We start from the raw sequence: 26483 nt of genomic DNA, 5'->3' as shown, positions 1-26483 counted from the left end.
TAGTTATGTTGAGATTGTCACTTTTAGCTGTTGTAGCTTCATTGGGGGTAGCGGCTTGCACATCAAGCCCATATACGAAGCCATCAGATTTACGTTTTCAGAAAAAAACGCAAGAAAATAATCAACCTATTGTATTAAAGCGAGATGAGAAGCTTTGTGGTGGTGATACAGCAGAACAGCAAAATTGCCCGATTGAATTTTATATTGACAGTATTAAAGCTGGAAATTTTTATATAAATAATTCGGCTCAATATGCATTGAAACCAGAAACATATAATTTCAAAGTAAAAAACTGTACTGAAGAATCATGCCAAAGTTGTGATGTTGACTTAAACGTAGGAAAGCTAACAAGCAATGAATTTGTACTCTCTGTCAATACAAACGGTAAACCTTTTATTTCCAATAATGGTCAGCCTTTAAGTTGTGAGGTGAAGCACAAGGTTGCTGCTCAGGAACAGATAATACGAGTGGATTTAGCTGCGGACACTTTATTTAAATTTAACGGTTCTTCCTTGAATGATTTACTGCCAAAGGGGCGTCAAGAGGTCTTGAATGTTGCTTCGCAAATTCATAACAACTTCGTTTCTGTAAGCCGCATTAATTTAGTTGGTCACACAGATCGTTTGGGAAGTGATAGCTATAACAATCAATTGGGGCAAAACCGTGCAGACACAGTACGCAACCTGTTGGTTCAAAACGGTGTATCTGAAAATAATATTTCAACGTCTAGTGCAGGCAAAAATCAACCTGTGACGAATGGTTGTTTTGATGTAAAACAGCGTGAAGAACTCAAAGCTTGTTTACAGCCTGACCGCCGTGTAACTGTCGAAATTACAGGCATTACTAAATAGTTAAAGTTTTAGAAGATAAAAGAATATAATTTTTTGGGTAAAAATATGACTAATTTTATTGTAATTGAGAAAGACTCATTAAATAAGTCTACAGTAAATGCGACACAGATTACATTAACCGAAGCTTCTATTGTTCATACTAAAATGAGCCGTGATGACGTCGACGAATTTATCCGTGATGGCAGTAACTTAGTGCTTAAGTTAAAAAATGGTGAAGTTGTTGTTATTGAGAATTTTTTTATAACATATGACGATGTCGCTTCAGATTTGGTTTTTGAAGAAGATGGGTGTGTTCTATATTGGTTTGATGGCGTATCGGGTTTTAAAGGCATTCCAGGATTAGAAGCATTATTGCCTGCTGTTGAAAGCAGTCAACTCGTTGGATTGTTACCTTGGTTGGTGGGTGCTGCTGTAGTTGGTGGCGCTGCAGCAATTATTGATCACAATGACAAGGATGAAGAACCGAAAGATACTACAGCACCTACAGCACCAACTGTTGAGATTAATGATGGTGGTGATGGTGTTATCAATCCAACTGATCTTGTCAACGGCAAAGTTACAGTGACTGTTAAGCCGACCGAGCCAGTTGTAGAGGGTGATAAGATTACGATCACTCATCCAGATGGTTCAATAGAAGAAATTGAAGTTACAGCATCAAGCAAAGATGACATTAACAACAATGGTATTACTGTTGAAGTAACTCCTGCTGCGGAAGGTAAAGATACAGTTGTTACCGCAACAGTGACCGATAAAGCTGGCAATACGTCACCAGAAGGCAGCGATAATTCAACAGTTGACTTGGTAGTTCCGGGCGATGTTGACGGTGACGGTGAAAAAGACCTAACAGGTGCGCCAGTTGTTGAAATTCAAGATGGCGGTGATGATGTCATTAACCCATCAGATGTTGATGAGAATGGCAAAGTTGATGCAAAAGTAACCTTCCCGAAAGATGCGGGTTATAGCGTTGGTGATACTGTTGTGATCAAAGATCAAGATGGCACTGAACTGGTTAACCGTCCATTAACAGCTGAAGACCTTGAAAACGGCATTACTGTCAAAGTAACTTCTGCAGCGGAAGGTGAAGACACTATGTCAAACATAACGCTCCTTTCATTCATTTTAAATTTGAATTTATCTTAAGTTAATTTTGGATAAAGATAGATAAAAATTGTAATGAAAATGGCTGCAATTACAGTACTCATTTAATGCTATGACGCAGCATTTGAAAAACTCCCACGGTATGAATTTACCAAGATGCTTAAATCATGAATTTTATAAAATCAAAGATATGGCTTGTGCTGTTTCTTCCGTTTTGTGCACCAATAATGCCTATTTATGCAGCAAAACCAAAAAATTATTTAGACTCAGCTAAAGCAAACATCGAACAGTTTTTTTCGTCGCAACCTGCAGATTTGAATCAAGTGAGTATTCAAGAACTAAGTAAATACTCATGGGGTGAGCAGACAGCGCAAGATACTTTGCCAGTTATCAAATTGAGTGGTATTCAACAACAACTTAAAGGTATGGAAAAAATAAGCATTAACTCTGAAGCTGAGCTAACACTTTTTGATGCAATTCATCAAGCGCTACAGCGTCGACCTGAAATCACTCAGAGTATTGCTACTATTGCAGGCCAAGGTGCAAACATTGATGCGGCGAAAGCACAATATTTTCCTCAAATCTCTGGTGGTATTAGTACAGCTGATTTAACGACTGGCGAACGGGGAAGACAGCTTTACAGTTTATCAGCGACACAGGTTTTATATGATTTTGGAAAAATCAAAAGCGATATCAATATAGAAGAAGCGAAGTTATTACGAGAACAAGCAAATACATTAAATAGCATTGATGATATTGCATATCAAACAGCGAATGCGATGGTCAATATTAACCGTTATCAAGAAATCGTTCGTATTGCTAATCAACAAATCAAAGGAATTGCTCGAATTGCAGAAATCGCTAATTTACGGGCTAAAGCGGGTATTAGTAGTCAGGCAGATCCGATTCAGGCACAGTCAAATTTAGAAGCGGCGCAGTCAAATTTACTCATACAAGAAACGCAGTTAAAGCAGTATCAGCAAAAGTTACAAATGCTGCTGGGCTATGATGTGTCCCATTTAAAGATGAGGATTCCAAATACTATTATTCGTAATGCAGGTTTATACAATGACCCTGAATTTACGCATCTTCCTAAGATGATAGCAGCTCAGGCAGCAGTACAAATTGCCAAATTTCAAAAAGAACAAACAAAACTAAGTACATATCCAACAATTAATATTAAAGGTAGCTTAAATCAAGCTTTGAATGGGAAAAACCCAAATAATAATGAAGATGATGGTTTTTATAGCTCTGTCATGTTGGAAGCGAATAGCAACTTTTTCCAAGGCGGGGCAGCCCGATCAAAACTCCGTTCTGCTAATTATGCGGAAGAAGCAGCAAAAGCAGCAGTTAACACAGTTTATTTAGATGTTTTGGATCAGGTACAGCTCATTCGTGTGCAGGTCGAAAATAAGCAAAAGCAAATGGATGTTCTAGCTTTAAGAAAAGAAACCACGGCACGGACAAAAGAGTTGTATCAAGAACAATATAAATTAGGCACCCGCACAGTGGTGGATTTATTGAATTCTGAACAAGCAATTCATGCTGCCGCACAGGAAATTGAAAATGCAAGATATGATATTTACGCGGCCCTAATTCAGTATATCTATGTTACTGGTGCTTCAAGAGCATTTTATCAACTAAATAATACTTCTATTCAAGGGTTTGAAATTTTACCATGAGCAAAACTATGAATTATCAGCCATGGCTTCAAGCCGTTCTAGCAATTGCAAAACATTATCGTATCGAACCATCTGAAGAGCGTTTACGCTTGCAACTCGATTGGAATCCGAGCCAGTCACTTGATGATATTTTGATTTTGGTGAGCCGTCAGATCGGGATGAGTCTAAGAAAAACTGAATTTAGTGAAGATATTTTGAATCCGTGGCGTTTACCACTTCTTATTCAAATGAGAGATGGGCAAGTTGGCGTATTGAATCAACTCGATGCCAATGGGAATGCGAATATTCAGTTCAGTGGTGATCAGGGATTAGCACAAGTACTTACTGTAGAGTTATTAAAAGAAAATGTGAACAATGTTTATATTTTAAGACCTGAGAAATCAATTCCTGATGTCCGTATTGATGAGTATATTAAACCATATGAGCAGAACTGGTTTTGGACGATTGTGCTAAGAGATTGGAAGCGCTATTTGGATGTGATGTTTGCATCATTAATGGCCAATATCCTTGCCTTGGCGACAATTTTATTTTCAATGAATGTTTATGATCGAGTTATTCCTGCACAGTCTGTTCCAACTTTATGGGTATTAGCCGGTGGTGTACTCATTGCAGCAATATTTGAATTTTGTTTACGAGTCGCACGTATTTATTTATCAGACATTATCGGAAAACGTGCAGATCTAAAAATCTCAGATAAGGTATTTGGTCATGCTTTAAGAATTAAAAATAAAGAGCGATCCAAATCCACAGGTACGTTTATTTCGCAAATACGTGAATTAGAAGGTGTTCGTGAATTAGTCACTTCTACAACCATTTCAGCGATTGCAGATTTGCCTTTCTTCTTTTTGTTTTTGGCAATTTTTTGGCTGATCGGTGGCAATCTGTTTTGGGTAATGGTTTTGGTTGTACCTTTAATGATTATTCCTGGAATTTTGATTCAAAAGCCATTGGCAAAATTAGCATCTGAAGGAATGCGTGAAGGTGCTATTCGCAATGCAACACTGGTGGAAGCTGTTCAAGGTATAGAAGATATTAAGTTATTGCGAGCGGAATCTCGATTTCAGAACCAATGGAATCACATGAATGAAGCTGCTGCAGATATTTCAATGCGCCAGCGGAAATTAGTTGGAATTGTGGGGGCGTGGACTCAGAAAGTGCAAGGGCTTACTTTTGCGATTGTCGTACTGGTTGGATGTTTTGCTGTGATGAAAGGGGAAATGACTACAGGTGCATTAGTTGCTTGTTCAATTTTATCATCGCGCATGCTTGGACCAATTGCACAGATTTCAGGAGTTCTAGGGCGTTTTCAACAAGCTAAAGTTGCTAAGACAAGTTTAGATGAGCTTATGAAGAAACCAGTTGACCAAGCACCAAATGCACATTTAATTCATAGACCTGTTTTGAATGGACATTATGAACTTAATAATATTGTCTTCAAATATAGTGAAAACGATGCAAAACCTACTCTCATCATTCCTAAACTTGAAATTCAAGCGGGTGAGAAAATTGCGATTTTAGGTCGTAATGGTGCAGGTAAATCAACGCTATTACAGTTGCTATCAGGGATGCAAGAACCTGTTCAAGGGAAAATCAATTTAGATGGGGTTGACTTGGGGTTAATTGATCCAACTGATGTACGTCGAGATATGGGCTTACTCAATCAGAATGCACATTTGTTTTTTGGTTCTGTACGTGAAAATTTAACATTAGGCTCACCTTTGGCGACTGACCAAGAGCTTTTAAATGTGCTCAAGCTCACAGGGGCATTAAACTTTGTATTAGATAAGAAAGAAGGTTTAGATCATCAAATTTTAGAAGGTGGTGTTGGTTTTTCTGGTGGCCAGCGTCAAGCTTTACTTTTATCACGATTATTACTTCGTCAACCAAATATTCTATTGCTTGATGAGCCGACAGCCGCAATAGATGACGTTTCTGAAAAACAACTAATTCAGAACCTTAAGGGGTGGTTAGGACAAAAAACTTTGGTCATTGCAACGCATCGTCGAGCAGTACTTGAGTTGGTGGATCGAATTATTGTAGTACATGATGGAAAAATTGTTATGGATGGTCCTAAAGAGCAAGTATTAGGTAATACTCAAACCAATATAGCGAGTACAGCATCATGATTAGAAAATATATAAAAAGTGATATTGTAAAGGCTAAAGAATTAGAACCTGCATTACCGAGAGCTAGCTTATTTATCTGGATTATTTGTATTGGTCTTTTGTCATTACTCATCTGGGCATGGCTTTTTAAACTTGAAGAAGTTTCAACAGGAATTGGCAAAGTTATTCCATCTTCTAAAGAGCAAGTAGTACAGTCTCTTGAAGGTGGAATTTTAACAAAGCTTTATGTGCATGAAGGACAAATCGTACAAGAAGGGCAGGTACTTGCTCAACTTGACCCAACTCGCTTTGCATCAAATGTTGGTGAATCTGCATCCTTACTACTAGCATCACAAGCAACAGCAGCGCGACTACGTGCAGAAGTTAATGGAACTAGTTTAAAATTTCCGAGTGAAGTACTTAAAGAGCGAGATTTAGTTGAAGAAGAAACAGCACTCTATCATTCACGACGATCTAATCTAGAAGAATCTTTGTCAGGTTTACAACAAGCACTTATTTTAGTTGATGAAGAGCTGCAAATGACTGAACCATTAGTAGCGAAAGGTGCAGCTAGTGAGGTCGAAGTATTGCGGCTCAAGCGCCAAGCAACAGATTTGCGCAATCAAATGAATGATGTGAGAAATCAATATTTGGTAAAAGCTCGAGAAGAGTTGGCAAAAGCCAACACAGATATCGAAACGCAATTACAAGTCGTAAAAGGTAAATCAGACTCTTTAAATCGTACTCTTTTTAAATCACCTGTACGAGGGATTATTAAAGAAATTGATGTTATGACTATTGGCGGAGTGATTTCTCAAAATGGCAAGTTGATGACAATTGTTCCTCTGGATGAACAACTTTTGGTTGAGGCACGTATTTCACCGCGAGATATTGCTTTTATTCATCCTGGGCAAGATGCACTCGTGAAGATCACTGCCTATGATTATTCTATTTATGGTGGGTTGAAAGGAAAAGTTTCAATTATTTCACCAGACACATTGAGAGATGAAGTTAAGCAAGATCAATTTTATTATCGAGTGTATATTCGAACGGATTCAGGAAAATTGATGAATAAAGCAGGCAAACAATTTAGTATTACTCCTGGCATGGTTGCAACAGTCGATATTAAAACAGGGGAGAAAACGATTTTAGATTATCTAATAAAACCATTTAATAAAGCACAAGAGGCTTTAAGAGAAAGATAGTTTTGAGTGAGCCTGTAAATAATTTTGTATTTGTGCTTTTTATATGTGAATACTAGGACTTCCACTGACACCAAGATTTTAGCATAACTTTTCTTTTAATCGTTCATAGGGTGTTTTGCCATTCATGGCTGCATGAGGTCGGGCATAATTGTAAAATGCCTCCCATTCGGCCAGCTTGGCTTTTAAATCCACATCATCGGTGTAGTCTAATAGCTGGTAGAACTCCATTTTATCCGTCTTATGAGATCGTTCGACCTTACCGTTATGTTTAGGTGTTCGGGGTTTAATATAGCGATGATGAACGGCATGATCATTCAGATGCCAATGGAATTTAGACTGAAACTCATGACCGTTTTCAGTCTGAATGGTATGAATACGGAAAGGAAATTTGTTGATCACATAATTGACTAAATCAATAGCATTGGCTTGATTATGTTTCTCATAAATCTTTAATACCCTAATTCTAGTTGCATCATCAATAGCGGTATATTGATATCGTTTGACTTGTTTTCCATTTTGATCTTTAAAAAAGAGAAACTTTACATCAACTTGAACGTGATGCCCTGGTACTTGTTTTTTATAACGTTGAGGAATAGGAATAGAACGTTTACGCTGATTTTGGGGTAATCGATTCATACCATGCCGTTTTAAAACATGGTACGCCCCAGCTGCTGAAATTTTAATTTGGTGATAACGCCATAAATACCAACTGATCCGTAGTTGTCCAAAATGATAGTGTTGACGTAAATAAATAATCTTATCTTCAATCACAGCAGGCGTGCGTAGCTTAAGGTTCTGTGGACATGGCTTACTGTTGACTAATCCTATCTCTCCTTTGGATTTATAATTCCTCTTCCAACGATAAAAAGTATTTCGTGAAATACCAAAATATCGACAGGTCAATACAACATTGCCATTTTGTTCAGCATGAGCAAACACTTTTAATTTATGGGCAATTTCCCGTTGGGCTTTTGTACTCAAAATTCAAACTCCTATGACATGAGGTAAAATTTACCAAAATGTCAGTAGAAGTCTCAATTTTCACACATTACTCAATTATCCATTTACTTTTAAGGTCGATTAGATCGATATAATTAAAATGTAGTCAAATTTACTGACATAGATTTTTGAACGCCCTCTTTTGAAGAGCGTGTAACCAAGTGTTTTTAAAACTGTATTTACACAGAATTATTTACACCCTTTACCAGTCAATTTCTTAACTGACTGGCATTAGTCCGTATCGAGGTATTTCAATTAATGCCATTTCGCACTTGTTGCAAAATCCAATCCTCATATTCTTGTAGTGTTTCTTGTAGCATATCCATAGGTCGTACGATGTAGTGCCTTTCAACTAATGCACTTGGTTTATGACCTGATATCTGTGCTAAAGATCCTTCATTGATTTTTGCCCAAATAGCTAACGTTTTATATGATCTCCTCAATCCATGGGGAGTAAGTTCAATATTTAGTTTTTTACATATTTTCTCTAAGCTATCGTAAGGATTAACAATATGGCCACATTCAGCGCCCTTACTGCTAAATATGAATTTAGAATCAGAATTTTTCTTTAGTTCTAATAATAAGCTTTCAACATATGCAGTTAGAGGAATTAGGCGACCTTCATCTTCAATTTTATCCCTGACTTTTGCTGTTTTCCAACGAAAATCGACATCTGTCCATTTTAATGAAAGCAGCTCATTCTTTCTGCAACCAGTGATTAAACTACATATCAAAAAAATCGCTATTTTTCTGCTAGTTAACTTATTTACCTCTTCAAACCATGGTTTTAGATGCTGTTTCATCAAACAATCATTCTTGGCTTTTGGGGAAGGGACTTTATCTTTAACTTTTTTTGAGTTGTATGATTTTGGAGGCACTAAGTTTTCATAATCCTCGTGTTCATCACACCAATTCAGGAAAGCTCGTGTAAGTCTGTATGCTTTAGCTGATGTTGTTGGACGGAAGTCATTGTGATCAAGCCAATCGCATAATACATCTGCAGTTAATTCAGAAAGTTTGTACTCAAACAGTTGAAAAATGGGTTGACTGGTATAAACACTATTTTTTTCAGGATCGTAACCACCTCTAGATAATTCGATGTGGTCCTGATAACTTCTTGGTCGCCAATTAGGTTGTCTTGCTTTTAAATATTCAAACCATACATCTTTAAATTTAATAGTTTTGCGTTTTTCTTGTTTTAGCAGTTCTTTATTATCAGCTAAAGCTTTCTTACGCTCGATTAATGGGTCAATCCCTTTGTGGCACATAATCGCCAATTCTTGTGCATATTTACGAGCTTCATCTAATTTCCATACATCAACGTCACCAATTTTGATACGACGGTTTTGAAGACCAATACGGCCTTGGAAAATGTAGCTTTTATTATTTTTAGGTGTAACTTTGACGCCGAATCCTGGTGTTTTCTCATCCCAAAAAAAAGTTGGTTTATTTTTGTCTGAGCAATCAATTTTATCAATAGCAGGTTTTGTTAACTTCATTCTAGTAAGCATCTGGTAAGCAAGTAGTAAGCAAAATCAATATATATTAATCAACAAAAAGAGTTAATAATAAATTATTAAAATTACATAAATATATGATAATATTGACATTATATTTTTAATTTGTTGATTTTAAATTACTATGTTAACGGACTCATAATCCGTTGGTCGACAGTTCAAGTCTGTCTGGGCCCACCAAATTCATGTATTTATATAGTAAAATACATACTTAAACCCTTAATTCTAAAAGAGTTAAGGGTTTTTTAATGTCTTAAGAATACTCAGGTGTACTCGTATAAAAACACCCTATTTGTATCCTGGCTTGTATCCTGTATAAAAAATAGAACTCAGGATACAGGAGCCTAGTTTAATCAGGAAAATCAAAATTTTATGGCTAAATCTAAATTGCTCACAGATACCCAATTTGCAGTGTTAAAACCTAAAGAATTAGAGTATAGGGTTTCGGATATTATGGGTTTGTATTTAAAAGTCGTTGTAACAGGTAAAAATCATGGCAGTTGCGGTTTAAGAATACACTTGGTAAATGGACATAGCTTGGGACTTATCCAGTAATCTCAGTCAGAGAAGCATGTTCAATGGCCATTAAGTATTAAAATGGTGAACTCATTTTAAAAACTAAAAATGAGAAGTTATTGAAAGCTCAACAAAAAGAGAACCTATTTTTTGGTAATTTACTGATTAAATGGATGAAGACAAAGCAAGCTGTATGAACTGATAAAACTTATAAGAAAGAGTATCAGTCGATAGAAAAGCATATATTGCCAGTATTTTGTTATCGTCTATTCAAAGACATACCTGCTTCGGAGTGGAAAGGATTTTTCCAATAAAAACAATTAAATGAACAGATATTCAATCGATTTGAAAAACTAATTTCGTATTGTCGTAATGCTTATGATTTTACCATTGACGATAATTTAACTATTACACTTAAATAAAAATTAGGCAATATTTGAATCAACTTATAAAAAAGAGGTCTGGCTTCAATAGATGAGTTTTATGAGCCATTCTTGAGGATTTTTTATCTAGAAGAATTTTACCTCAGGAAAAAAGTTTATATTTATGAATGGACTGTGATGCACTTCAAAAAATATCAGGAAATAAGATTAAAAGTAGATGAAATGCATTTTACAACTGAGAAAATTATGCTAATAAATAAGAGATGATTTTTTAGTCAGAAATCATGATGTTTCAGGAAGGAATATCTTAAGAAGCGTATTAAAAAAATGATTAAACAGGAGTTTCAAGATGCTTCAGCTATTAAGAAAATTATTTTGCTTGCATATCTATGAGTACGAGCAAATGCAGGAAATCGGGGAACACAGGGAGTGTCGTAAGTGTGGGATCAATAAGGACTGATGTTTTACAAAAAAAAGTGAGCGAGGGCTCACTTTTTTTATGCTTATACTTGGCTAATTTCCGTTAAAATTAGAGTGAAATTCCAAGCTGATGATCGGGCATATGAGCAAAAATTTTCATGCAGATACCTATATCGTAGACAGCAATCTGGCAGATACGCTGCATTGGCTTAGTCTGCATCAAGACAGTTATGAGTCTTTTAGCTATGATGCAATCACTCAGGAGTTGGTGGTGCATCATGCCAATGGAATGGATCAAATCAGAGTTGGAGATTATCTGAATGCCCGCTATGGCATACTGATTACTGCACATAACTTTTCAGCGACTTAATTCACTCCTATATTGCTTAGCCTGCCATCGCATCGGTCGCCAATGCACGTACACTTGGTTTAGGCTGCTCTGCAACCAGACCTAATTTCTCAAATAGCTTTTGGTCACGACCTTGGGCAGTATTTGGGGTGGTCAAAAGTTTTTCACCCGAGAAAATGGAATTGGCACCGGCCATAAATGCCAGAGCCTGATCTGAATCGGTTAACGATTCACGGCCCGCAGAGAGGCGGATGTAGCTTTTTGGCATCAAGAGGCGCGCCACTGCAATGGTACGAATCCATTCAATAACATCCAGTTTTTCTACATCTGCCATTGGTGTGCCTTCAATTGGAACCAGCATATTGATCGGGACAGATTCAGGGTGAATGACCAGCGTGGCAAGTTCATATAATAAACCAATCCGGTCATTACGGCTTTCGCCCAGTCCGACAATACCGCCACTACATACTTTTAAACCGGCTTGACGCACATAATCCAAAGTATCGAGACGGTCATCAAAGCTTCGGGTACTGATAATATGTGAATAATATTCACGAGAAGTATCCAGATTGTGGTTGTAGTAATCCAGACCGGCATCTTTCAAACGTTCTGCTTGGGATGCATTCAACATGCCCAGTGTCATACAGGTTTCCAGACCGAGTGCTTTAACTTCCTGCACCATTTCCAGAACATAAGGCATATCGCGCTCATGCGGGTTACGCCATGCAGCGCCCATACAGAAACGAGAGCTTCCAGAAGCCAGTGCCTGTTTAGCCTCCTGAATGACTTTATCGACCGCGATACGTTTTTCAGCTTCTAGCTTGGAATCATAATGCGCAGATTGTGAACAGTATTTGCAGTCTTCAGGGCATTTGCCTGTTTTGATCGAGAGGAGGGTGCTGACCTGAACTGTATTGGCATTGAAGTGCTCACGATGAACCTGTTGCGCCTGAAACAATAAATCCATTAAAGGCTGCTGATACAGTGCCTGTATTTCTTCACGTGACCAATCATTGCGTACTGCATTACTCGTGTTCATATATCTGTCCTTGTTTGTGCTTATTTATCATTCACCTCATCTTAATAAAAATGTGTGTCTGCCTCACTAGCAAAATATGACCTTCTATAACGAACAAAGCCCACACGGGGTGGACTTTGTCATTATATTTAATCCTGAAATTTTTTATTCACGATGACCCCCATGAATATTCTGATTTTGCAGATCGTCACGATGCTGCTTGTTCAGCACTCGTTCATCCTGCTCATACTGATTGTTCTTAGGAGAATCGATTGGCCCATGTTGGGGCTGCTGCTGTTGTTGCTTCTGCTGTTTAAGCTGATCTAGCTGTTCGTGCTGTTGCTGTTTTTTATCTTGCTCTTGCATCTTCAGTCCCTCTCGTCATTTTTTCATCTCTTTCTTTATGACATAAAGTGATCAAATATTGTGTAAGCCTTATAAGAGATCGAGTGAGCCGAAGTAATAAATTGAAAATTTATGCTGTTTTGGTCAACTGTTCCTGAATCGCCCAATCAATATGCACCTGCACAATTTCGTCATGTAATGCCCGTTGATGTTGTAAAGCGTAAACAATCTTTTCATCAAAAGGTGCATTGCCCAGACCAATGGCGATATTGCGCATGAAGCTTTGATAACCTGTACGACGCATTGGACTGCCTTCGGTCGCACTTAAGAAGGTGGTTTCATCCCATTGCCATAAATCTAGCAAGCTGACCTGATCCAGACCATGTCGTGGATGAAAATCTTCTACCGGGGTGATTTGGGCAAAACTGTTCCAAGGACAAATTAGCTGGCAATCGTCACAACCAAAAACCCGGTTACCAATTCCGCGGCGCAAATCTTCTGGAATAATGCCTTTATACTCGATGGTTAAGTAAGCAATACATCGCCGTGCATCCAGCATATAGGGCTCGACAATGGCCTGAGTTGGACAGATGTCGATACAGGCCGTACAGGAACCACAATGTTTACTGGCAGGCGCATCAAAAGGGAGGTCCAGAGAAGTAAATAGCTCTCCAAGCACAAAGAAAGAACCAGACTTTTTATGAATCAGCAGGGTATGTTTACCTGTCCAGCCCATGCCAGCACTTTCAGCCAGTGATTTTTCAAAAATGGGTGCAGAATCGGCAAAAGGGCGTGATTCAAAATCGCCAACTTTTTCTCGGATTTTTGTCGCCAAGGTTTTGAGCCGACCGCGCATGATCTTGTGATAATCCCGGCCACGGGCATAACGCGCAATAATCGCGGAATTGGGTGCATACGGAACGTAACGTGGCTTTGGAGTCTCGACCAGATAATCCATACGCACGCAGATAATGCTGCGCGTGCCGGGGACAAGTAAGGCAGGATTGGCACGTTTTTCCAGATTATCTTCCAGAAATTTCATGTCGCCATGATAGCCACGATCCAGATATTCCTGTAAGCGCGCTAATTCTGCTTGAGCATCTGGTTTGGCAATGACACAATCAGAAAACCCCAATTCTAGCGCCTGCGCTTTAATCCAGGCTTTTAGCTCGGCTGGATCTTGTTGATAGACTTGAATTTGTGCGTAAGAATCGGGAATTGTCATAAACCAAAGACAGGGAATAAAAAATGCAGCAACAAGTTTACCATAGCCCTGTTTATCATAGCCAAAGTATTCAAGCATGGGAGCAGCGTTGGTTTCAGCAGCAAAATAGTTCCTATGGTTTGATGCAGCAGGTGGCTTGGTCAGTCACACAGCGTCTGAGTGTGCTATTTAAAGAAAAAAATATACAGAAAATAGCGGTGTGTTGTGGTCAGGGCAATAATGCTGGCGATGGTTATCTGATTGCAAAATATTTAAAACAGGCCGGTTTCGATGTAGATATTTATGCGGCTGAAAAAGGTCAATCAGTGGACTTGGCCAAAGCTTGGCAAGAAGTGCTGGATGCTGGATTGAAAGTAGGGCCGCATTTTCAGTTTAAGCATGAATATGACGCTTATATCGATGCCTTATTTGGCATTGGTTTAAATCGTGAGCTGGATGCGAACTGGCAATCCATCATCCAATTGATCAATGACCAGAAAGGTCTCAAAATCGCGGTTGATATACCGAGTGGACTGCATGCCAATACCGGTCAGCCTTTGCCTATTGCGGTTAAAGCGGATTTTACGTATACGGTTTTGGGCTTAAAGGCAGGACTGTTTACCGGACAAGCTAAGGAATATGCCGCTAAGGTTGAACTGATTTCTGCCATTCCAGTTGATGCCGAACTGCAACCAGTTGCCAAACTTTCCTCACAGCAGATTAAATTACCGAAACGTGAAGCCTTTGGTCATAAAGGCAGTTATGGTCATGTGCTGGTGGTGGGGGGGCATGCTGAAATGGGCGGAGCAGTGATTATGGCAGCAGAAGCGGCATTTGCTGCCGGAGCAGGTAAGGTCACCATTGTCTGTGATGCGAAACACCATACCGCCATTTTGTCTCGTGCGCCGAATATTATGCTGCGTGATATTAATGCTCTCAACATAGAGCAGCGCACAGCCTTAATTCAGCAGGTCGATGCAGTCTGTTTTGGTATGGGCATGGGACGTGATCAATGGGCAAAAGAGCAATATCAGGCATGGTTTGATTTAATTCGAAATTCAGACTTAGACATTGTTTTAGATGCAGATGCATTGTGGTTTTTAGCCAAACAGCCGCAACAATTAAATTCTAAAACTTACAGTACACCGCATCCGGGTGAAGCGGCAACTTTGCTTGATTGTAAAACCTTGGACATTGAAACAGATCGGATTCAAGCGATTCATGCCTTAAGGCAGAAGTATGGTGGGCAATGGGTGCTGAAAGGTTCAGGCAGTCTGATTCTGGAACAACAGCTGTATATTTGCACTGCCGGGAATGCGGGCATGGGAACAGGCGGCATGGGGGATGTGCTGGCCGGGATGATTGCCAGTCTAAAGGCACAATTTGCTCAATCCATTCATTTGCATGAAATTGTGACGCTGCATGCACTGGCAGGGGATGAACTGGCCAAAAACGGCGAACGTGGTTTGCAGGCGCAGGACATGAAACATGCAATTTATCAGGTGGTTAATCGTGAAGGCGGCTAATCTGTCTGCAATCAAGCTGAAAATTTCAGGCCAAGTGCGAGGTGTGGGTTAGCGCTACTGGTTTGCTGAGCAGGCTGTGGCACTCGATTTAAAAGGCTAGGTGAAAAATTTAAGTAGTGGCGAAGTGGAGGCTGTTATTGTTGGCGCAGATTCACCGCTTCAGGAAATCATTGCACAAAGTTGACAAGGGCCTGCTTGTGCAATCGGACAAGCAATTATTCCAGAGCCTCTGCAATCCGATTTAGGTATTCAAGGCTTTAAAATACGGCGCTAAACATTAACGACGACGGCTGCTGACCCGACTGCGGCCACGTGCCATGCCGCCCAAAGCATTGAGTACCGCCATTTTACTCATACTGCCCGAGGCATGTGCATGACAAATGGCAGCCGCCAGTGCATCGGCAGCATCCTGTTGCGGTTTGATGCTGAGTTTTAAAATATTCATCACCATCATCTGTACCTGCTCTTTATCAGCAGCGCCATAACCCACTACAGACTGCTTGATCTGGCGCGCCGTATATTCAGCAACTTTTAAATCCAGATTGACCAGCGCGGCAACAGCAGCACCACGGGCCTGACCCAGTTTCAAGGCAGAATCCGGATTTTGTGCCATAAAGACCTGTTCTACTGCGGCTTCTGTTGGGCCATAAAATTTTACAATCCGCTCTACACCGGCAAAAATTCGTTTTAAACGTTCAGGCATTTCCGTGGTTTCGGTGCGGATCGTACCGGCATCGACAAAAGTCAGTTTGGAGCCGTCTTTTTCGATAATTCCGTAACCGGTTAAACGAGAACCGGGGTCAATCCCAATAATTAATGACATGCCTGCACTTTAAAAATAGAATAATGCCCATATTGTTACATAAGCGTATCAAAAAAGCTTGATCCTGATGAAGCAGTTGATTACATCATCCTATTATTTATTTTACTGAGATTAGATTAATTTTCATGAAATTATTTCTTATTATCCTTGCAGGCTTAATCCTAGAAGTATTTGTCTGGATTGGCGTGGGTGACCTCGTCGGGAGCATGTGGTACGTATTTTTCTGGTTTGTGGCTGCATTTTTTATTGGTATGAACCTGATCCGTAAATATTCGGCCGGTGTGATGCCACAGATGCAGCAAATGCAAATGGGGCAGATGAATGCAGATCCTGCATTAACAGGAAATTTACCTAAAATTTTAGCAGGCTTCTTCCTGCTTCTTCCTGGCTTAATTAGCGATGTACTGGCGGTATTAATGCTGATTCCAGCCGTGCAGCAGGTATTTAAAGCTGCCATGATGAAGGCGATGATGAAACGTCAGCAGGCCATGATGGAAAAAATGATGGGTGGCATGATGGGCGATATGGGGGGCGCGCAAGGCCAGAACCCCTTTGCCGAGATGATGCGTCAAATGCAGGATATGCAAAACCAGCAAGCAGGTCGTGGTGATTCAACCATCATTGATGGTGAAGCGCGTGAAGTGAAGCCTGAAGCGAAAAAAATTGAAATGAAAGATATCAATCCAAAATAAGATATCCATCTGAAAAGTTCAAAAGGTTGTATTTAAACCGAATCTGATGATTCGGTTTTTTATTGGAATATTCTCATTAGTTTGAACAAACGTTATAATCATTTTTTATAATTTAACGCTATTTTAATGTCTCTGCTTTTTACCATCTGCCTTCTACATTTTGTTGCTCAACTAAGTCCTGGCCCTGATATTCTACTGATCGCCAAAAGTGCTGCATCTACCACACGCCAAAATGCCCTGAAAATTATTGCAGGTATTTCGGCCGGTATTATCGTGTGGGTGGTACTGACACTGGCCGGATTTACCGTTTTAATCGAGCAGTTTCCATGGGTCCAGCAGGTCTTGATGCTGCTCGGTGGAATATTTCTGGCAAAAATGGGCTGGACAATGCTCAAGGGTGGTGTGCGCAGTTTTAGGAATAAACATCAGCCCGAAGATGATTCCAATGAACTGGCACAACCCGAAAATTACTTTATGTTGGGTCTATGGACCAACCTCTCTAATCCTAAAACGCTGATCTATTTTAGCAGCGTATTTTCACTGGCACTGAGTTCATCAGCCTCGGAATATCTGAAAGCACAACTCGCGGTGATTATTCCCTTGCAGACTTTTATAACTTTCGCTTTACTCATGTTGCTGATTTCACAGCCGAAAATTAAAGCTCTGTATCAGCGTTCAGGGAGTTATATTGATATCGTTTCAGGCGGGCTATTTTTACTCTTTGCGTTATGGTTATGGTATGACGCGCTTATTTTGATGAATTAACTGGATGATCATCCAAAGTGGATTCGGTGGGTTTAAGTGAAGAAGACACTAAGTTTTCTTGTGTTTTAATCGCTGTTTGATAGCGGTTGGGTCTTAAGCTGGTTTCGGTATTTTCAGAACCCTGATAGCTAAGGCTACGGTTGGCACGCTCGCGTAATCCACCTTTTTTAATTAACTGAACCATTGCATATCTCTCATTCCAAGAATTGCTATTGTAAATCAAATCTGGCAGCTATGAAGCTGTTTTTCTGCATAGCGATACTGGTATTAAAGCACCATAAAAAAAGACCTGTTTTTCGGAACAGGTCTCTCAATCAGAGCTGAATAAAATTAACGAAGGCCTTTATTTTCTTCTTGTAAAACATCGAGTATAGAGTGTTGTACGGGAACTTCTTGTTGTTGTGATTGCACATAGACGTGTACCACTTTAAATACGATCGCTGTAGCAAGACAGGCCACTAGACACAAAATCCAGAAGCCAAAAGGACTGCGAATATGATGCGAACCGCAATCTGGACATGATTTTTCTGTAGATTCCACTACTTTTTCGCAGCAGGCACATTGATATTGGTAGTGCATTGTTCTTCTCCCAGGATGTTATCCTTTTTTATTCTTCGATCATGAAAGATGATTTATCACCCTATCATATGAGAGCTTTCACAGGCTTGCAATACGAGATTATCGACAGTTACAGACCATCTATACAGAATCAAAATTAATGACATGCTTATGACAAGATTAGCAAGAAGATGAATGGACGCAGTGCTTATAAAATATACTGAATCTAAACCGGTAGTTATTGAAAAATAAAGCCCGCTTCAAGCGGGCTTTATTAGGGTTTTGTTAAGGATTACTGACCTGAACGGATGATATAATCAAATGCAGACAGTGATGCTTTCGCGCCTTCACCTGTGGCAATGATGATCTGCTTATACGGAACAGTAGTACAGTCACCCGCCGCAAATACACCTTTCACATTGGTTTCGTTGCGTTCGTTAATCAGGATCTCACCACGATTTGAAAGTTCTACCGCTGTTGCTTTTAAGAAATCGGTATTCGGCAACAAACCAATCTGTACGAAGATCCCCGCCAATTCAACAGTGTGCTCTTGGTTAGTCGTACGGTCTTTGTATTTCAGTGCAGTCACTTGTGAACCGTCACCCACCACTTCAGTCGACAAGGCATTTTTAATCACCGTGGTGTTTGGCAAGCTTGTTAATTTGTCTTGCAATACCTGATCCGCACGAAGCTTGCTATCAAACTCAACCAAAGTCACATGCTCTACAATCCCTGCAAGATCAATCGCAGCTTCAACACCAGAGTTACCCCCACCGATTACCGCAACACGTTTGCCTTTGAACAATGGACCATCACAGTGTGGGCAGTAGGCCACACCACGGGTTTTGTATTCCTGCTCACCCGGAACGTTCATTTCTCTCCAGCGTGCACCTGTAGACAGGATGACGGTTTTTGATTCCAGTTTGGCACCATTCTCTAAAGTCACTTCTACCAGACCATTCGTTGTTTCATCTGTACCTTTGATGTTAGAGACACGTTGCAGGTTCATGATGTCAACACCGTATTCACGTACATGTGCTTCCATTTCAGCAGCAAACTTGGGACCTTGGGTTTTTTGAATCGAGGTAAAGTTTTCGATGTCCATGGTGTCCATGACCTGACCGCCCATGCGCTCAGCCACGATACCTGTACGGATACCTTTACGCGCTGCATAGATTGCAGATGTATTACCTGCAGGACCACCACCAATCACCAGTACATCAAAGGCGTCTTTGGCATTGAGCTTTTCAGCCTCTTTTGCTGCAGAGTTGGTATCCAGTTTTGCCACGATTTCTTCCAACGTCATACGACCCTGACCGATATGCTGGTTGTCCTGGAACACCATCGGCACCGCCATGATTTTGCGTTCTTCCACTTCATCCTGAAAGAATGCCCCATCAATCATGGTGGCTGTTGTGCCCGGGTTGTAAATTGCAATCAGGTTTAAGGCTTGAACCACATCCGGACAGTTATGGCAGCTGAGTGATACAAATACATCAAAATCAGATTTGATCCCTAAGCCTTTAATCGACTCTAAAACTTCAGCAGATACTTTCGGTGCATAACCAGAGCTTTGTAGTAAAGCCAGAATCAGTGAGGTGAATTCATGCCCCATTGGCAGACCTGCGAAGTAGACACGTGGTTCTTCACCTGCTTTGGCAATACCAAAGCTTGGTGCACGTTGGTTCTGGCCATCAAAACGCGCAGTGACTAAATCAGATAATGCAGCGATTTCCTCTACCAGTTCTTTGATTTTTGCAGATTTGTCGGAATCATTTAAAGTCGCAACCAGTTCAATCGGGCTTTCCAGACGTTCGAGTAGTGTTTTTAATTGAGCTGAAGTATTTTGGTCTAACATGGCTAACGTCTCCAAAGGAATAAATATTTATTTGATATAAGCGATATTAGTGCATAAATCAAAATAGGTAAAACAGTTTGTTTTTATAGTATCGATCGGAATTACTGATTTATTGAAAAATGCATCATTAATTTCAGATTTTTATATGGCGTTAGAATAAGAATTTTCAAGTAATTTAACTTGATATTTGCTTAATTCAGTTAGTATTAGGCATCTATAACAGGAGGGCTGAATCATGGAATTACAGCGCGGAATTTATCAGCATTATAAAGGGCAGCTTTATCAGGTATTACATGTCGCCACGCACAGTGAAACTGAAGAAAAGCTGGTGGTTTATCAATGTCTCTATGGGGATTATTCGATTTGGGTGCGCCCTTTAACAATGTTCACTGAAACCATTACCACCAACGATGATCGTGAAGTGGAACGCTTTAAATTAATTCAGGCGCTTTAAGCTAAAAAAGCTCAGGGAGGGGCTATGCTAAATCCAGATGAATTTGAAAAATTCATGCATGAATTATATGAAAAATTTCATATGCATGATCTCAAGCAGACAGATCGACTGCAACGATATCGCAATATAGAACCAGAATCAGGTCGATTTTTATCCATGTTGATTTGTGCCCAGCAAGCCAAAGATATTTTGGAAATTGGTACATCCACAGGCTATTCGACTTTATGGCTAGCTGAAGCTGCTCAGCATACCCAAGCAGTGATAACCACACTGGAAATAGATAAAGCACGTGTCACTCAAGCGAAACACTATGCAAATACATTGGGTTTTGAGCATCTTATTGATTTTAAAGTGATGGATGCGCAGCAATATCTAGAAGCTTCACAGCAATAGTTTGATTTTATTTTACTGGATGCAGAGCGCGATGCCTATCTAGGCTATTGGAAGCATTTGGCTCGATTACTCAAGCCAAAATGTGGGATGCTTGTGGTGGATAATGTCATTTCACATGCAGCAGAAGTGGAAGAGTTTATTCATCTGATTCAGCAAGATCAGCGTTTTATCATCAGCACTGTACCGATCGGTGCGGGTCTGCTGATGGTCGGATGTCGTGAATCGCATGAGTTTTAATCCATGCAGACTTTATTGAAATGTAAATTATATTCAAGATATTTATGTACGAAAGCAGCTTTATCTTCACGTCTGAGCAGGTTGTCATAAATAAATTCGGGTACAGGATGATAGAGTTCCGTATGGCCATTACTATAAACGATTTTCAGGTGGCGGCTTGAGGGATTATATTTCCATGAAATCACTGTAAGCAGTTTTTGCATATGCGTTCCTCCACTGAATATTTATTTTCTTATCATTTGAACTTATGCCATGCCGTGCTGTAGATGTATAGCTATATTGTAAGAATGGGCAGAGGATTGTAAGAAAATAGCTGCAGCGAGAAATTAAAACTTATTCAGCGCAGTTTGATAGATCGCAAAGAAATAGACGATTCAAGCAATTTCGGGATAAATACACACACTCAATCTGCGTGTAAACATTACTTCTAAAATAAATCAAATCAAAAGTTATAAAAAAACCACGCTAAAGAGCGTGGTTTTTTTGAGTCAGTTTAATCTAATTAAAATTAGATTTTACCCACTAGGTCGATTGAAGGAGCAAGAGTTGCATCGCCTTCTTTCCATTTAGCTGGGCAAACTTCGCCTGGGTGAGCATGTACATACTGAGCTGCTTTAACTTTACGAAGAAGTTCTTGAGCATCACGACCGATACCACCGGCGTTGATTTCAACGATTTGGATTTTACCTTCTGGATCGATGACGAAAGTACCACGATCAGCAAGGCCGTCAGCTTCGATTAATACGTCAAAGTTTTTAGCAAGCGTCCAGTTTGCATCACCAACCATTACATACTGGATTTTTTTGATTTCTTCTGAAGAATCGTGCCAAGCTTTGTGTGTGAAATGTGTATCAGTAGAAACTGAGTAGATTTCAACGCCTAATTTTTGGAATTCAGCGTAGTTGTCAGCAAGGTCACCCAGTTCAGTTGGGCAAACGAAAGTGAAGTCAGCTGGGTAGAAGAATACTACAGACCATTTGCCTTTAAGGTCAGCTTCAGTTACTTCAATAAATTGGCCATTTTGGAATGCAGTTGCTTTAAATGGTTTAACTTCAGTATTAATTAAGCTCATCATTGTCTCCATGATTGAGGTTTGTTTTGAATTTCAATTAGCTTATAGAAATTTACTTTATTGGTGAAATGGTATTTTTACATTACAAAAATCGGAAAAACCGAATCATGTAAAAATTCTCCATTTTCACAAAATAGCTTTGTTCATTGAGCAGCATCAAGATGATGGCTTCATGACAAAATTATCTCTTTTTCCTCGTGCTAACAAACATGATGCTGAAACTGAAAAATTCAAGGGCAAATCAGGAAAAAAATCCTGTTTTTCTCAAAATACTCTCGATATCAATTTAAAAATTAGGTTTATGCTTAAACTTAATCATGTGGACAGGTGAGAGTAGCGGGGTAATTTGCTCGATTTACTACGCCGAATTAAGGGAAATGAGACGAGTAAAGCCAATTTGTCCGGCACTTAACAGAACTACGACTATCTGAAAGCTAATGAACCAAGTAAAATAAACTTTTCCGGTTTTTTGATGTGGGTGTTTTCTCTGTGCAGAGTCATTTAAATGTAGATCAATGGATAATGGCGCGTGACCGTCACCGTTTAAATCGACTGAAGAAGGGGAAAGATGCCAATGTCAAGCAGTATCAGGAACTATTTGAAAAATCCAATCTGAAAGTGCGGCAGCGGCTGGAACGTCTTCCAGACATCAAGCTGAATCAAGATTTGCCCGTTACCCAATACGCTGACAAGCTGATAGCCGCGATTCAAAAGCATCAGGTCATTATTGTGGCTGGCGAAACCGGTTCTGGTAAAACCACACAATTACCGCAAATTGCCATGCTGGCTGGACGCGGCCTGACTGGTCTGATTGGACATACCCAGCCACGCCGACTGGCGGCTCGAAGCGTATCACAGCGTATTGCTGAAGAAGTTGGCGAAAAACTCGGGGAATCAATTTCCTTTAAAGTGCGTTTTACTGAACAGGGTTCCCAAGATTCAATTGTACGCTTGATGACTGACGGTATTCTGCTTGCCGAACTGACGCATGACCGCTACCTAAGCAAATATGACACCATTATTATTGATGAAGCACATGAACGTTCGCTGAATATCGACTTCATTATGGGCTATCTGAAGCAGTTACTGCCGCGTCGTCCAGACCTGAAAGTCATCATTACGTCTGCCACACTGGATGTAAACCGTTTTAGTAATTACTTTAATGGTGCACCCATTTTTGAAGTAGAAGGCCGTAGTTTCCCGGTTGAACTGCGTTATCGCCCGATCTCGGAAATGAGCATTGGCGGCAGCGATGATGATGAATTTGATGACTTCGAAGAAAACTTGCCGCGTGCTGTGGTTAAAGCGGTAGAAGAATGTTTTCAGGATGCACAAGAAAAAGGCCATCCCGAACATGCCGATATCCTGATTTTTGCCAGTACAGAACAGGAAATTCGCGAGCTACAGGAAACCCTGATTAAACACGGGCCACGGCATACTGAAGTCTTAACCTTATTTGCCCGTTTAGCCTTGGCAGAGCAGCAAAAAATCTTTAATCCTTCCGGTGGTGGGCGACGTATTATTATTGCCACCAACGTCGCGGAAACAGCGTTGACTGTACCGAATATTCGTTATGTAATTGATAGTGGTTTTGCGCGTATTTCACGTTATAACTATCGTTCACGGGTGCAGCGCCTGCCGATTGAAGCCGTTTCTCAGGCTGCAGCCAATCAGCGTAAAGGCCGTTGTGGTCGTATTGCGCCCGGTGTTTGTATCCGCCTGTATTCAGAAGACGACTTTCTGAGCCGTCCGGAATTTACTGAACCTGAAATCAAGCGTACCAATCTGGCATCGGTGATTTTGCAGATGCAGAGTCTGGGTTTAGGCTCGCTGGAGGACTTTGATTTTATCGAACCACCGGATCACCGTCTGGTGAATGATGGCCGTAAGTTGCTGATTGAGTTGGGGGCAATGGCCGAGAAAAATTCTCCTAAAACTGAAGATGATCAAGCAAATCCCTCTAAATCTCCCTTTGAGAAAGGGAGACTTCAAAGCAGTGGATTAACCAAAATCGGTCAGCAAATGGCAAAAATGCCGATTGACCCACGTCTGGCCCGTATGATTTTGGGTGGCGCACATTTTGGTGTTTTAAATGAAGTCTTGATTATTGTTGCGGCGCTCGCGGTGCAAGATCCGCGTGAACGTCCTGCAGACAAACAAATGCAGGCCGACCAGAAACATGCCTTGTTCCGTGAAGCTGATTCTGACTTTTTGTTCTATATAAAACTCTGGGAAACATTGCACGGCAATCGCGAAAGTATGAGTGAGAATAAACGCCGTACATTTGCGCGGAATCATTTCTTGAGCTGGCTGCGTTTACGTGAATGGAAAAAAACCCATGAACAACTGGTGGACTTGGCTCAAGGTCTAAAACTGTCATTTAATGACAAAGCTGCCAGTTATGAAAATCTGCATCGTGCATTACTCACCGGCTTATTGTCGTTTATTGCCAACAAGACCGATGAACGTAATGTGTTTATGGCGGTACGTCAGCAGAAAGCCCGGATTTTCCCGGCATCGACTTTGCATAAGAGCAATACGCCGTGGGTCATGGCTTTTGAGATGGTGGAAACCTCGCAAGTGTATTTACGCACTCTGGCCAAGATTGAACCGGAATGGATACTGCTAGCCGCCCGCGATCTGCTCAAGCATCATTATTTTGAACCGCACTGGTCGAAAAAAGCCGGTGTGGTGAACGCTTATGACCAGATTTCATTATTTGGTCTGATCATTGAGCCAAAACGAGCAATCAATTATGAAAAAGTCGATCAGGCTGCGGCGCATGAAATTTTCTTACGCGATGCTTTAACTACGGGTCATCTCGGTATTAGTCCGCCATTTTTAAAGCATAACTTGCTTAAACTGGAAGAAGTCGAACGGGTTGAGGATAAATTGCGTCGTCGTGATCTGGTGGTAGACGAAGAAACCATTTACCAGTTCTATGCATCTAAAGTGCCAGCTGAAGTGGCCAGCCGCCGTACTTTTGAAGATTGGCGGGCTACGGTTGAGCCTCAGCAGCCACGTTATTTATTTGTTGATGATGATGCATTATGGCTGAATGATCGTCCAACCACACAGCAATTTCCTGACTATTTACGTAATGGTGAACTTCGTCTGGCAGCGACCTATCGCTTTGACCCGAGTCATGATGAAGATGGCGCGACAGTTAAAATTCCACTGCAAGCCTTGGCTCAGGTAGATGAATCAATCTGGTCCTGGGGAATTCCAGGCTGGCGTCTGGACCTGATTGAAGCATTGCTAAAAGGCTTGCCGAAGGACAAGCGCCGTAATCTGGTGCCAATTCCAGATACTGCACGAAAACTCATGGCAAAAGTCGATGTACAGGATCTGCAGAAACATATCTTTGGTTTCCTGGCGTTCCAGTTACGTGGCGATCAAATCACTGAGAAAGATTTCAGCTTTGACCGGGTCGAACAGTATCTGTTACCGTTTATTAAAGTCACTGATGAAAAAGGTCGTGTCATTGAACAGGGTCGTGATTTGTCAGAGCTGAAAGCACGTTGCCGGGCTGAAACCCATAGTCCGGTCAAGCAGCTGAAAGGTGAATTTAAAACCTTCCCGGAAAGTTTTGTGTTTGAAGCCTCACAAAAAGTCACGGGTGTCGTGGTCAAGCAGTATCAGGCGCTGGTGCCGACCAAAGCCTTTGCTGCACTGGAGCAAAAAGATGAGTCGGGCGTGGTGATTCAGACCTTTAACGATCAGGCGGAAGCGATCAAAAAACATCGTGAAGGGGTGATCCGACTGGTGCATATGCAACTGGGAGACCTGATTCGCCAGTTAAAAAAACAGATCTCCAAACCTTTGGCACTGGCTTATTCGCCACTCGGTGACAAGGCCCAACTAGAACAAATGTTAGTTTATGCCACACTGCAAGTGTCCATGAATGAGCTACCTGTCAATGCGCAAGAGTTCCAAAAACTGGTTGAAGATGTAAAAAAATCTTTCTTAAGTCATGGGCAAGTTACCCTGAAAGAGATTACAGATATTTATATCCAGTGGCAGGAAATCCGCCGGAAATTATTGGTTTTAGACCATTCTGTGTTTGAGAAAAATATCAATGATATTGAAGATCAACTTGATTTAATGAGTCTTTCTGACTTTGTATATCGTAAACCATCCGATGTATGGATCGAATTTCCACGTTATTTGAAAGCCTTGATCTTGCGTTTAGACCGCTTGCCCAATAATCTACAAAGGGACAATTCCGCCATTGACCAAATTGATCAATGGATGGAAAAATTGTTCAAGTTTAAAGATGACCCTCGTCTGAAAGAATTGTACTTCATGGTCGAGGAGTTAAGAATCTCATTGTTTTCACAACCGATGAAAACAAAAGCACCCGTGTCTCCAACTCGCTTGCAAAAAGTATGGGATCGTCTTGGAATCAGTTAA

Annotated in this window: 23 protein-coding genes and 1 pseudogene; 13 read left to right on the top strand and 11 right to left on the bottom strand. The window is 40.5% G+C overall.

The genetic code is table 11. From position 1 onward, the window contains the following. Positions 1-5: 5 nt before the first annotated feature. From FTU40_RS12020 to FTU40_RS12000, 5 genes are all read left to right on the top strand, one after another. Positions 6-851 (top strand): OmpA family protein, encoded by an 846-nt coding sequence (locus tag FTU40_RS12020; protein ID WP_163120772.1) that lies wholly within the window; start codon positions 6-8, stop codon positions 849-851. A gap of 45 nt (positions 852-896) precedes the next feature. Then, positions 897-1991: a BapA prefix-like domain-containing protein gene (locus tag FTU40_RS12015; RefSeq protein ID WP_179997025.1), complete on the top strand. Its 1095-nt coding sequence runs from the start codon at positions 897-899 to the stop codon at positions 1989-1991. Between the two features lie 125 nt (positions 1992-2116). Beyond that, entirely contained in the window at positions 2117-3631 is a 1515-nt protein-coding gene (locus FTU40_RS12010) for a TolC family protein (protein WP_179997024.1), read from the top strand. Next, positions 3628-5757 carry a type I secretion system permease/ATPase gene (locus tag FTU40_RS12005; protein WP_179997023.1) on the top strand — a complete coding sequence of 710 codons (2130 nt, stop codon included), beginning with the start codon at positions 3628-3630 and terminating at the stop codon, positions 5755-5757. Before FTU40_RS12010 ends, FTU40_RS12005 begins: the two co-directional genes overlap by 4 nt. Beyond that, positions 5754-6941: an HlyD family type I secretion periplasmic adaptor subunit gene (locus FTU40_RS12000; RefSeq protein ID WP_179997022.1), complete on the top strand. Its 1188-nt coding sequence runs from the start codon at positions 5754-5756 to the stop codon at positions 6939-6941. The genes FTU40_RS12005 and FTU40_RS12000 overlap by 4 nt, the downstream gene beginning before the upstream one ends. 78 nt (positions 6942-7019) lie before the next feature. Here the strand turns inward: FTU40_RS12000 and FTU40_RS11995 are convergent, their stop codons facing one another. Beyond that, entirely contained in the window at positions 7020-7922 is a 903-nt protein-coding gene (locus tag FTU40_RS11995; RefSeq protein WP_179997021.1) for an IS481 family transposase, read from the bottom strand. Between the two features lie 269 nt (positions 7923-8191). Next, a complete protein-coding gene (locus FTU40_RS11990) occupies positions 8192-9439 on the bottom strand; it encodes an integrase family protein (RefSeq protein ID WP_131261641.1) in 1248 nt (415 codons plus the stop codon). A gap of 390 nt (positions 9440-9829) precedes the next feature. On the opposite strand from FTU40_RS11990, the gene FTU40_RS11985 reads away from it, so the two are divergent. Together FTU40_RS11985 and FTU40_RS11980 are read left to right on the top strand one after the other, a co-directional pair. Then, entirely contained in the window at positions 9830-10012 is a 183-nt protein-coding gene (locus tag FTU40_RS11985) for an Arm DNA-binding domain-containing protein (protein ID WP_074383277.1), read from the top strand. 906 nt (positions 10013-10918) lie between these two features. Next, complete coding sequence (locus FTU40_RS11980; RefSeq protein ID WP_074383544.1) at positions 10919-11146, top strand: hypothetical protein; 228 nt, start codon at positions 10919-10921, stop codon at positions 11144-11146. Between the two features lie 16 nt (positions 11147-11162). On the opposite strand, the gene bioB is transcribed toward FTU40_RS11980, so the two are convergent. The 3 genes from bioB to queG form a co-directional block, all read right to left on the bottom strand. Then, positions 11163-12164, bottom strand: a complete 1002-nt coding sequence (bioB, locus tag FTU40_RS11975) for a biotin synthase BioB (RefSeq protein ID WP_074383276.1) — start codon at positions 12162-12164, stop codon at positions 11163-11165. Between the two features lie 144 nt (positions 12165-12308). Continuing rightward, positions 12309-12509, bottom strand: a complete 201-nt coding sequence (locus FTU40_RS11970; RefSeq protein WP_100355385.1) for a hypothetical protein — start codon at positions 12507-12509, stop codon at positions 12309-12311. 109 nt (positions 12510-12618) lie between these two features. Continuing rightward, entirely contained in the window at positions 12619-13713 is a 1095-nt protein-coding gene (gene queG, locus FTU40_RS11965) for a tRNA epoxyqueuosine(34) reductase QueG (RefSeq protein WP_005170301.1), read from the bottom strand. Positions 13714-13736: 23 nt separating this feature from the next. Here queG and FTU40_RS11960 point away from each other — a divergent pair, with 23 nt between their 5' ends. Beyond that, positions 13737-15218, top strand: a complete 1482-nt coding sequence (locus FTU40_RS11960; protein WP_180040998.1) for an NAD(P)H-hydrate dehydratase — start codon at positions 13737-13739, stop codon at positions 15216-15218. A gap of 277 nt (positions 15219-15495) precedes the next feature. Here the strand turns inward: FTU40_RS11960 and ruvC are convergent, their stop codons facing one another. Then, positions 15496-16041 (bottom strand): crossover junction endodeoxyribonuclease RuvC, encoded by a 546-nt coding sequence (ruvC, locus tag FTU40_RS11955; protein ID WP_004278925.1) that lies wholly within the window; start codon positions 16039-16041, stop codon positions 15496-15498. 125 nt (positions 16042-16166) lie between these two features. Here ruvC and FTU40_RS11950 point away from each other — a divergent pair, with 125 nt between their 5' ends. Together FTU40_RS11950 and FTU40_RS11945 are read left to right on the top strand one after the other, a co-directional pair. Continuing rightward, entirely contained in the window at positions 16167-16733 is a 567-nt protein-coding gene (locus tag FTU40_RS11950; RefSeq protein ID WP_005170309.1) for an FxsA family protein, read from the top strand. Positions 16734-16859: 126 nt separating this feature from the next. After that, the gene (locus FTU40_RS11945; protein WP_159138587.1) at positions 16860-17498 is read left to right on the top strand and encodes a LysE family transporter; all 639 of its coding nucleotides are present in this window, start codon (positions 16860-16862) and stop codon (positions 17496-17498) included. On the opposite strand, the gene FTU40_RS11940 is transcribed toward FTU40_RS11945, so the two are convergent. The 3 genes from FTU40_RS11940 to ahpF form a co-directional block, all read right to left on the bottom strand. Further along, on the bottom strand, positions 17482-17682 hold the full coding sequence (locus tag FTU40_RS11940) for a hypothetical protein (protein WP_005170312.1): 201 nt from the start codon (positions 17680-17682) through the stop codon (positions 17482-17484). The two genes, FTU40_RS11945 and FTU40_RS11940, sit on opposite strands and share 17 nt — an antisense overlap. A gap of 146 nt (positions 17683-17828) precedes the next feature. After that, entirely contained in the window at positions 17829-18077 is a 249-nt protein-coding gene (locus FTU40_RS11935; protein ID WP_005097376.1) for a hypothetical protein, read from the bottom strand. Between the two features lie 271 nt (positions 18078-18348). Then, entirely contained in the window at positions 18349-19914 is a 1566-nt protein-coding gene (gene ahpF, locus FTU40_RS11930; RefSeq protein WP_180040996.1) for an alkyl hydroperoxide reductase subunit F, read from the bottom strand. 235 nt (positions 19915-20149) lie between these two features. Between ahpF and FTU40_RS11925 the strand changes: the two genes are divergently transcribed. Together FTU40_RS11925 and FTU40_RS11920 are read left to right on the top strand one after the other, a co-directional pair. After that, positions 20150-20368: a DUF1653 domain-containing protein gene (locus FTU40_RS11925; RefSeq protein ID WP_005097373.1), complete on the top strand. Its 219-nt coding sequence runs from the start codon at positions 20150-20152 to the stop codon at positions 20366-20368. 24 nt (positions 20369-20392) lie between these two features. Then, positions 20393-20998: pseudogene (locus tag FTU40_RS11920) on the top strand (O-methyltransferase). On the opposite strand, the gene FTU40_RS11915 reads toward FTU40_RS11920, so the two are convergent. Both FTU40_RS11915 and ahpC read right to left on the bottom strand, forming a co-directional pair. Then, complete coding sequence (locus FTU40_RS11915; protein ID WP_100329913.1) at positions 20995-21201, bottom strand: KTSC domain-containing protein; 207 nt, start codon at positions 21199-21201, stop codon at positions 20995-20997. The pseudogene FTU40_RS11920 and the gene FTU40_RS11915 sit on opposite strands and share 4 nt — an antisense overlap. Positions 21202-21506: 305 nt before the next feature. Next, positions 21507-22070 carry an alkyl hydroperoxide reductase subunit C gene (gene ahpC / locus FTU40_RS11910; protein ID WP_005097370.1) on the bottom strand — a complete coding sequence of 188 codons (564 nt, stop codon included), beginning with the start codon at positions 22068-22070 and terminating at the stop codon, positions 21507-21509. Between the two features lie 489 nt (positions 22071-22559). On the opposite strand from ahpC, the gene hrpA reads away from it, so the two are divergent. Further along, on the top strand, positions 22560-26483 hold the full coding sequence (hrpA, locus tag FTU40_RS11905) for an ATP-dependent RNA helicase HrpA (RefSeq protein WP_180040994.1): 3924 nt from the start codon (positions 22560-22562) through the stop codon (positions 26481-26483).

This window comes from Acinetobacter sp. YH12100 (assembly GCF_013419135.1).
GTDB classification, from domain to species: Bacteria; Pseudomonadota; Gammaproteobacteria; order Pseudomonadales; family Moraxellaceae; genus Acinetobacter; species Acinetobacter pseudolwoffii.
Note: the sequence above shows the minus strand (reverse complement) of the source record. Positions and strands in the feature narration are given on the sequence as shown.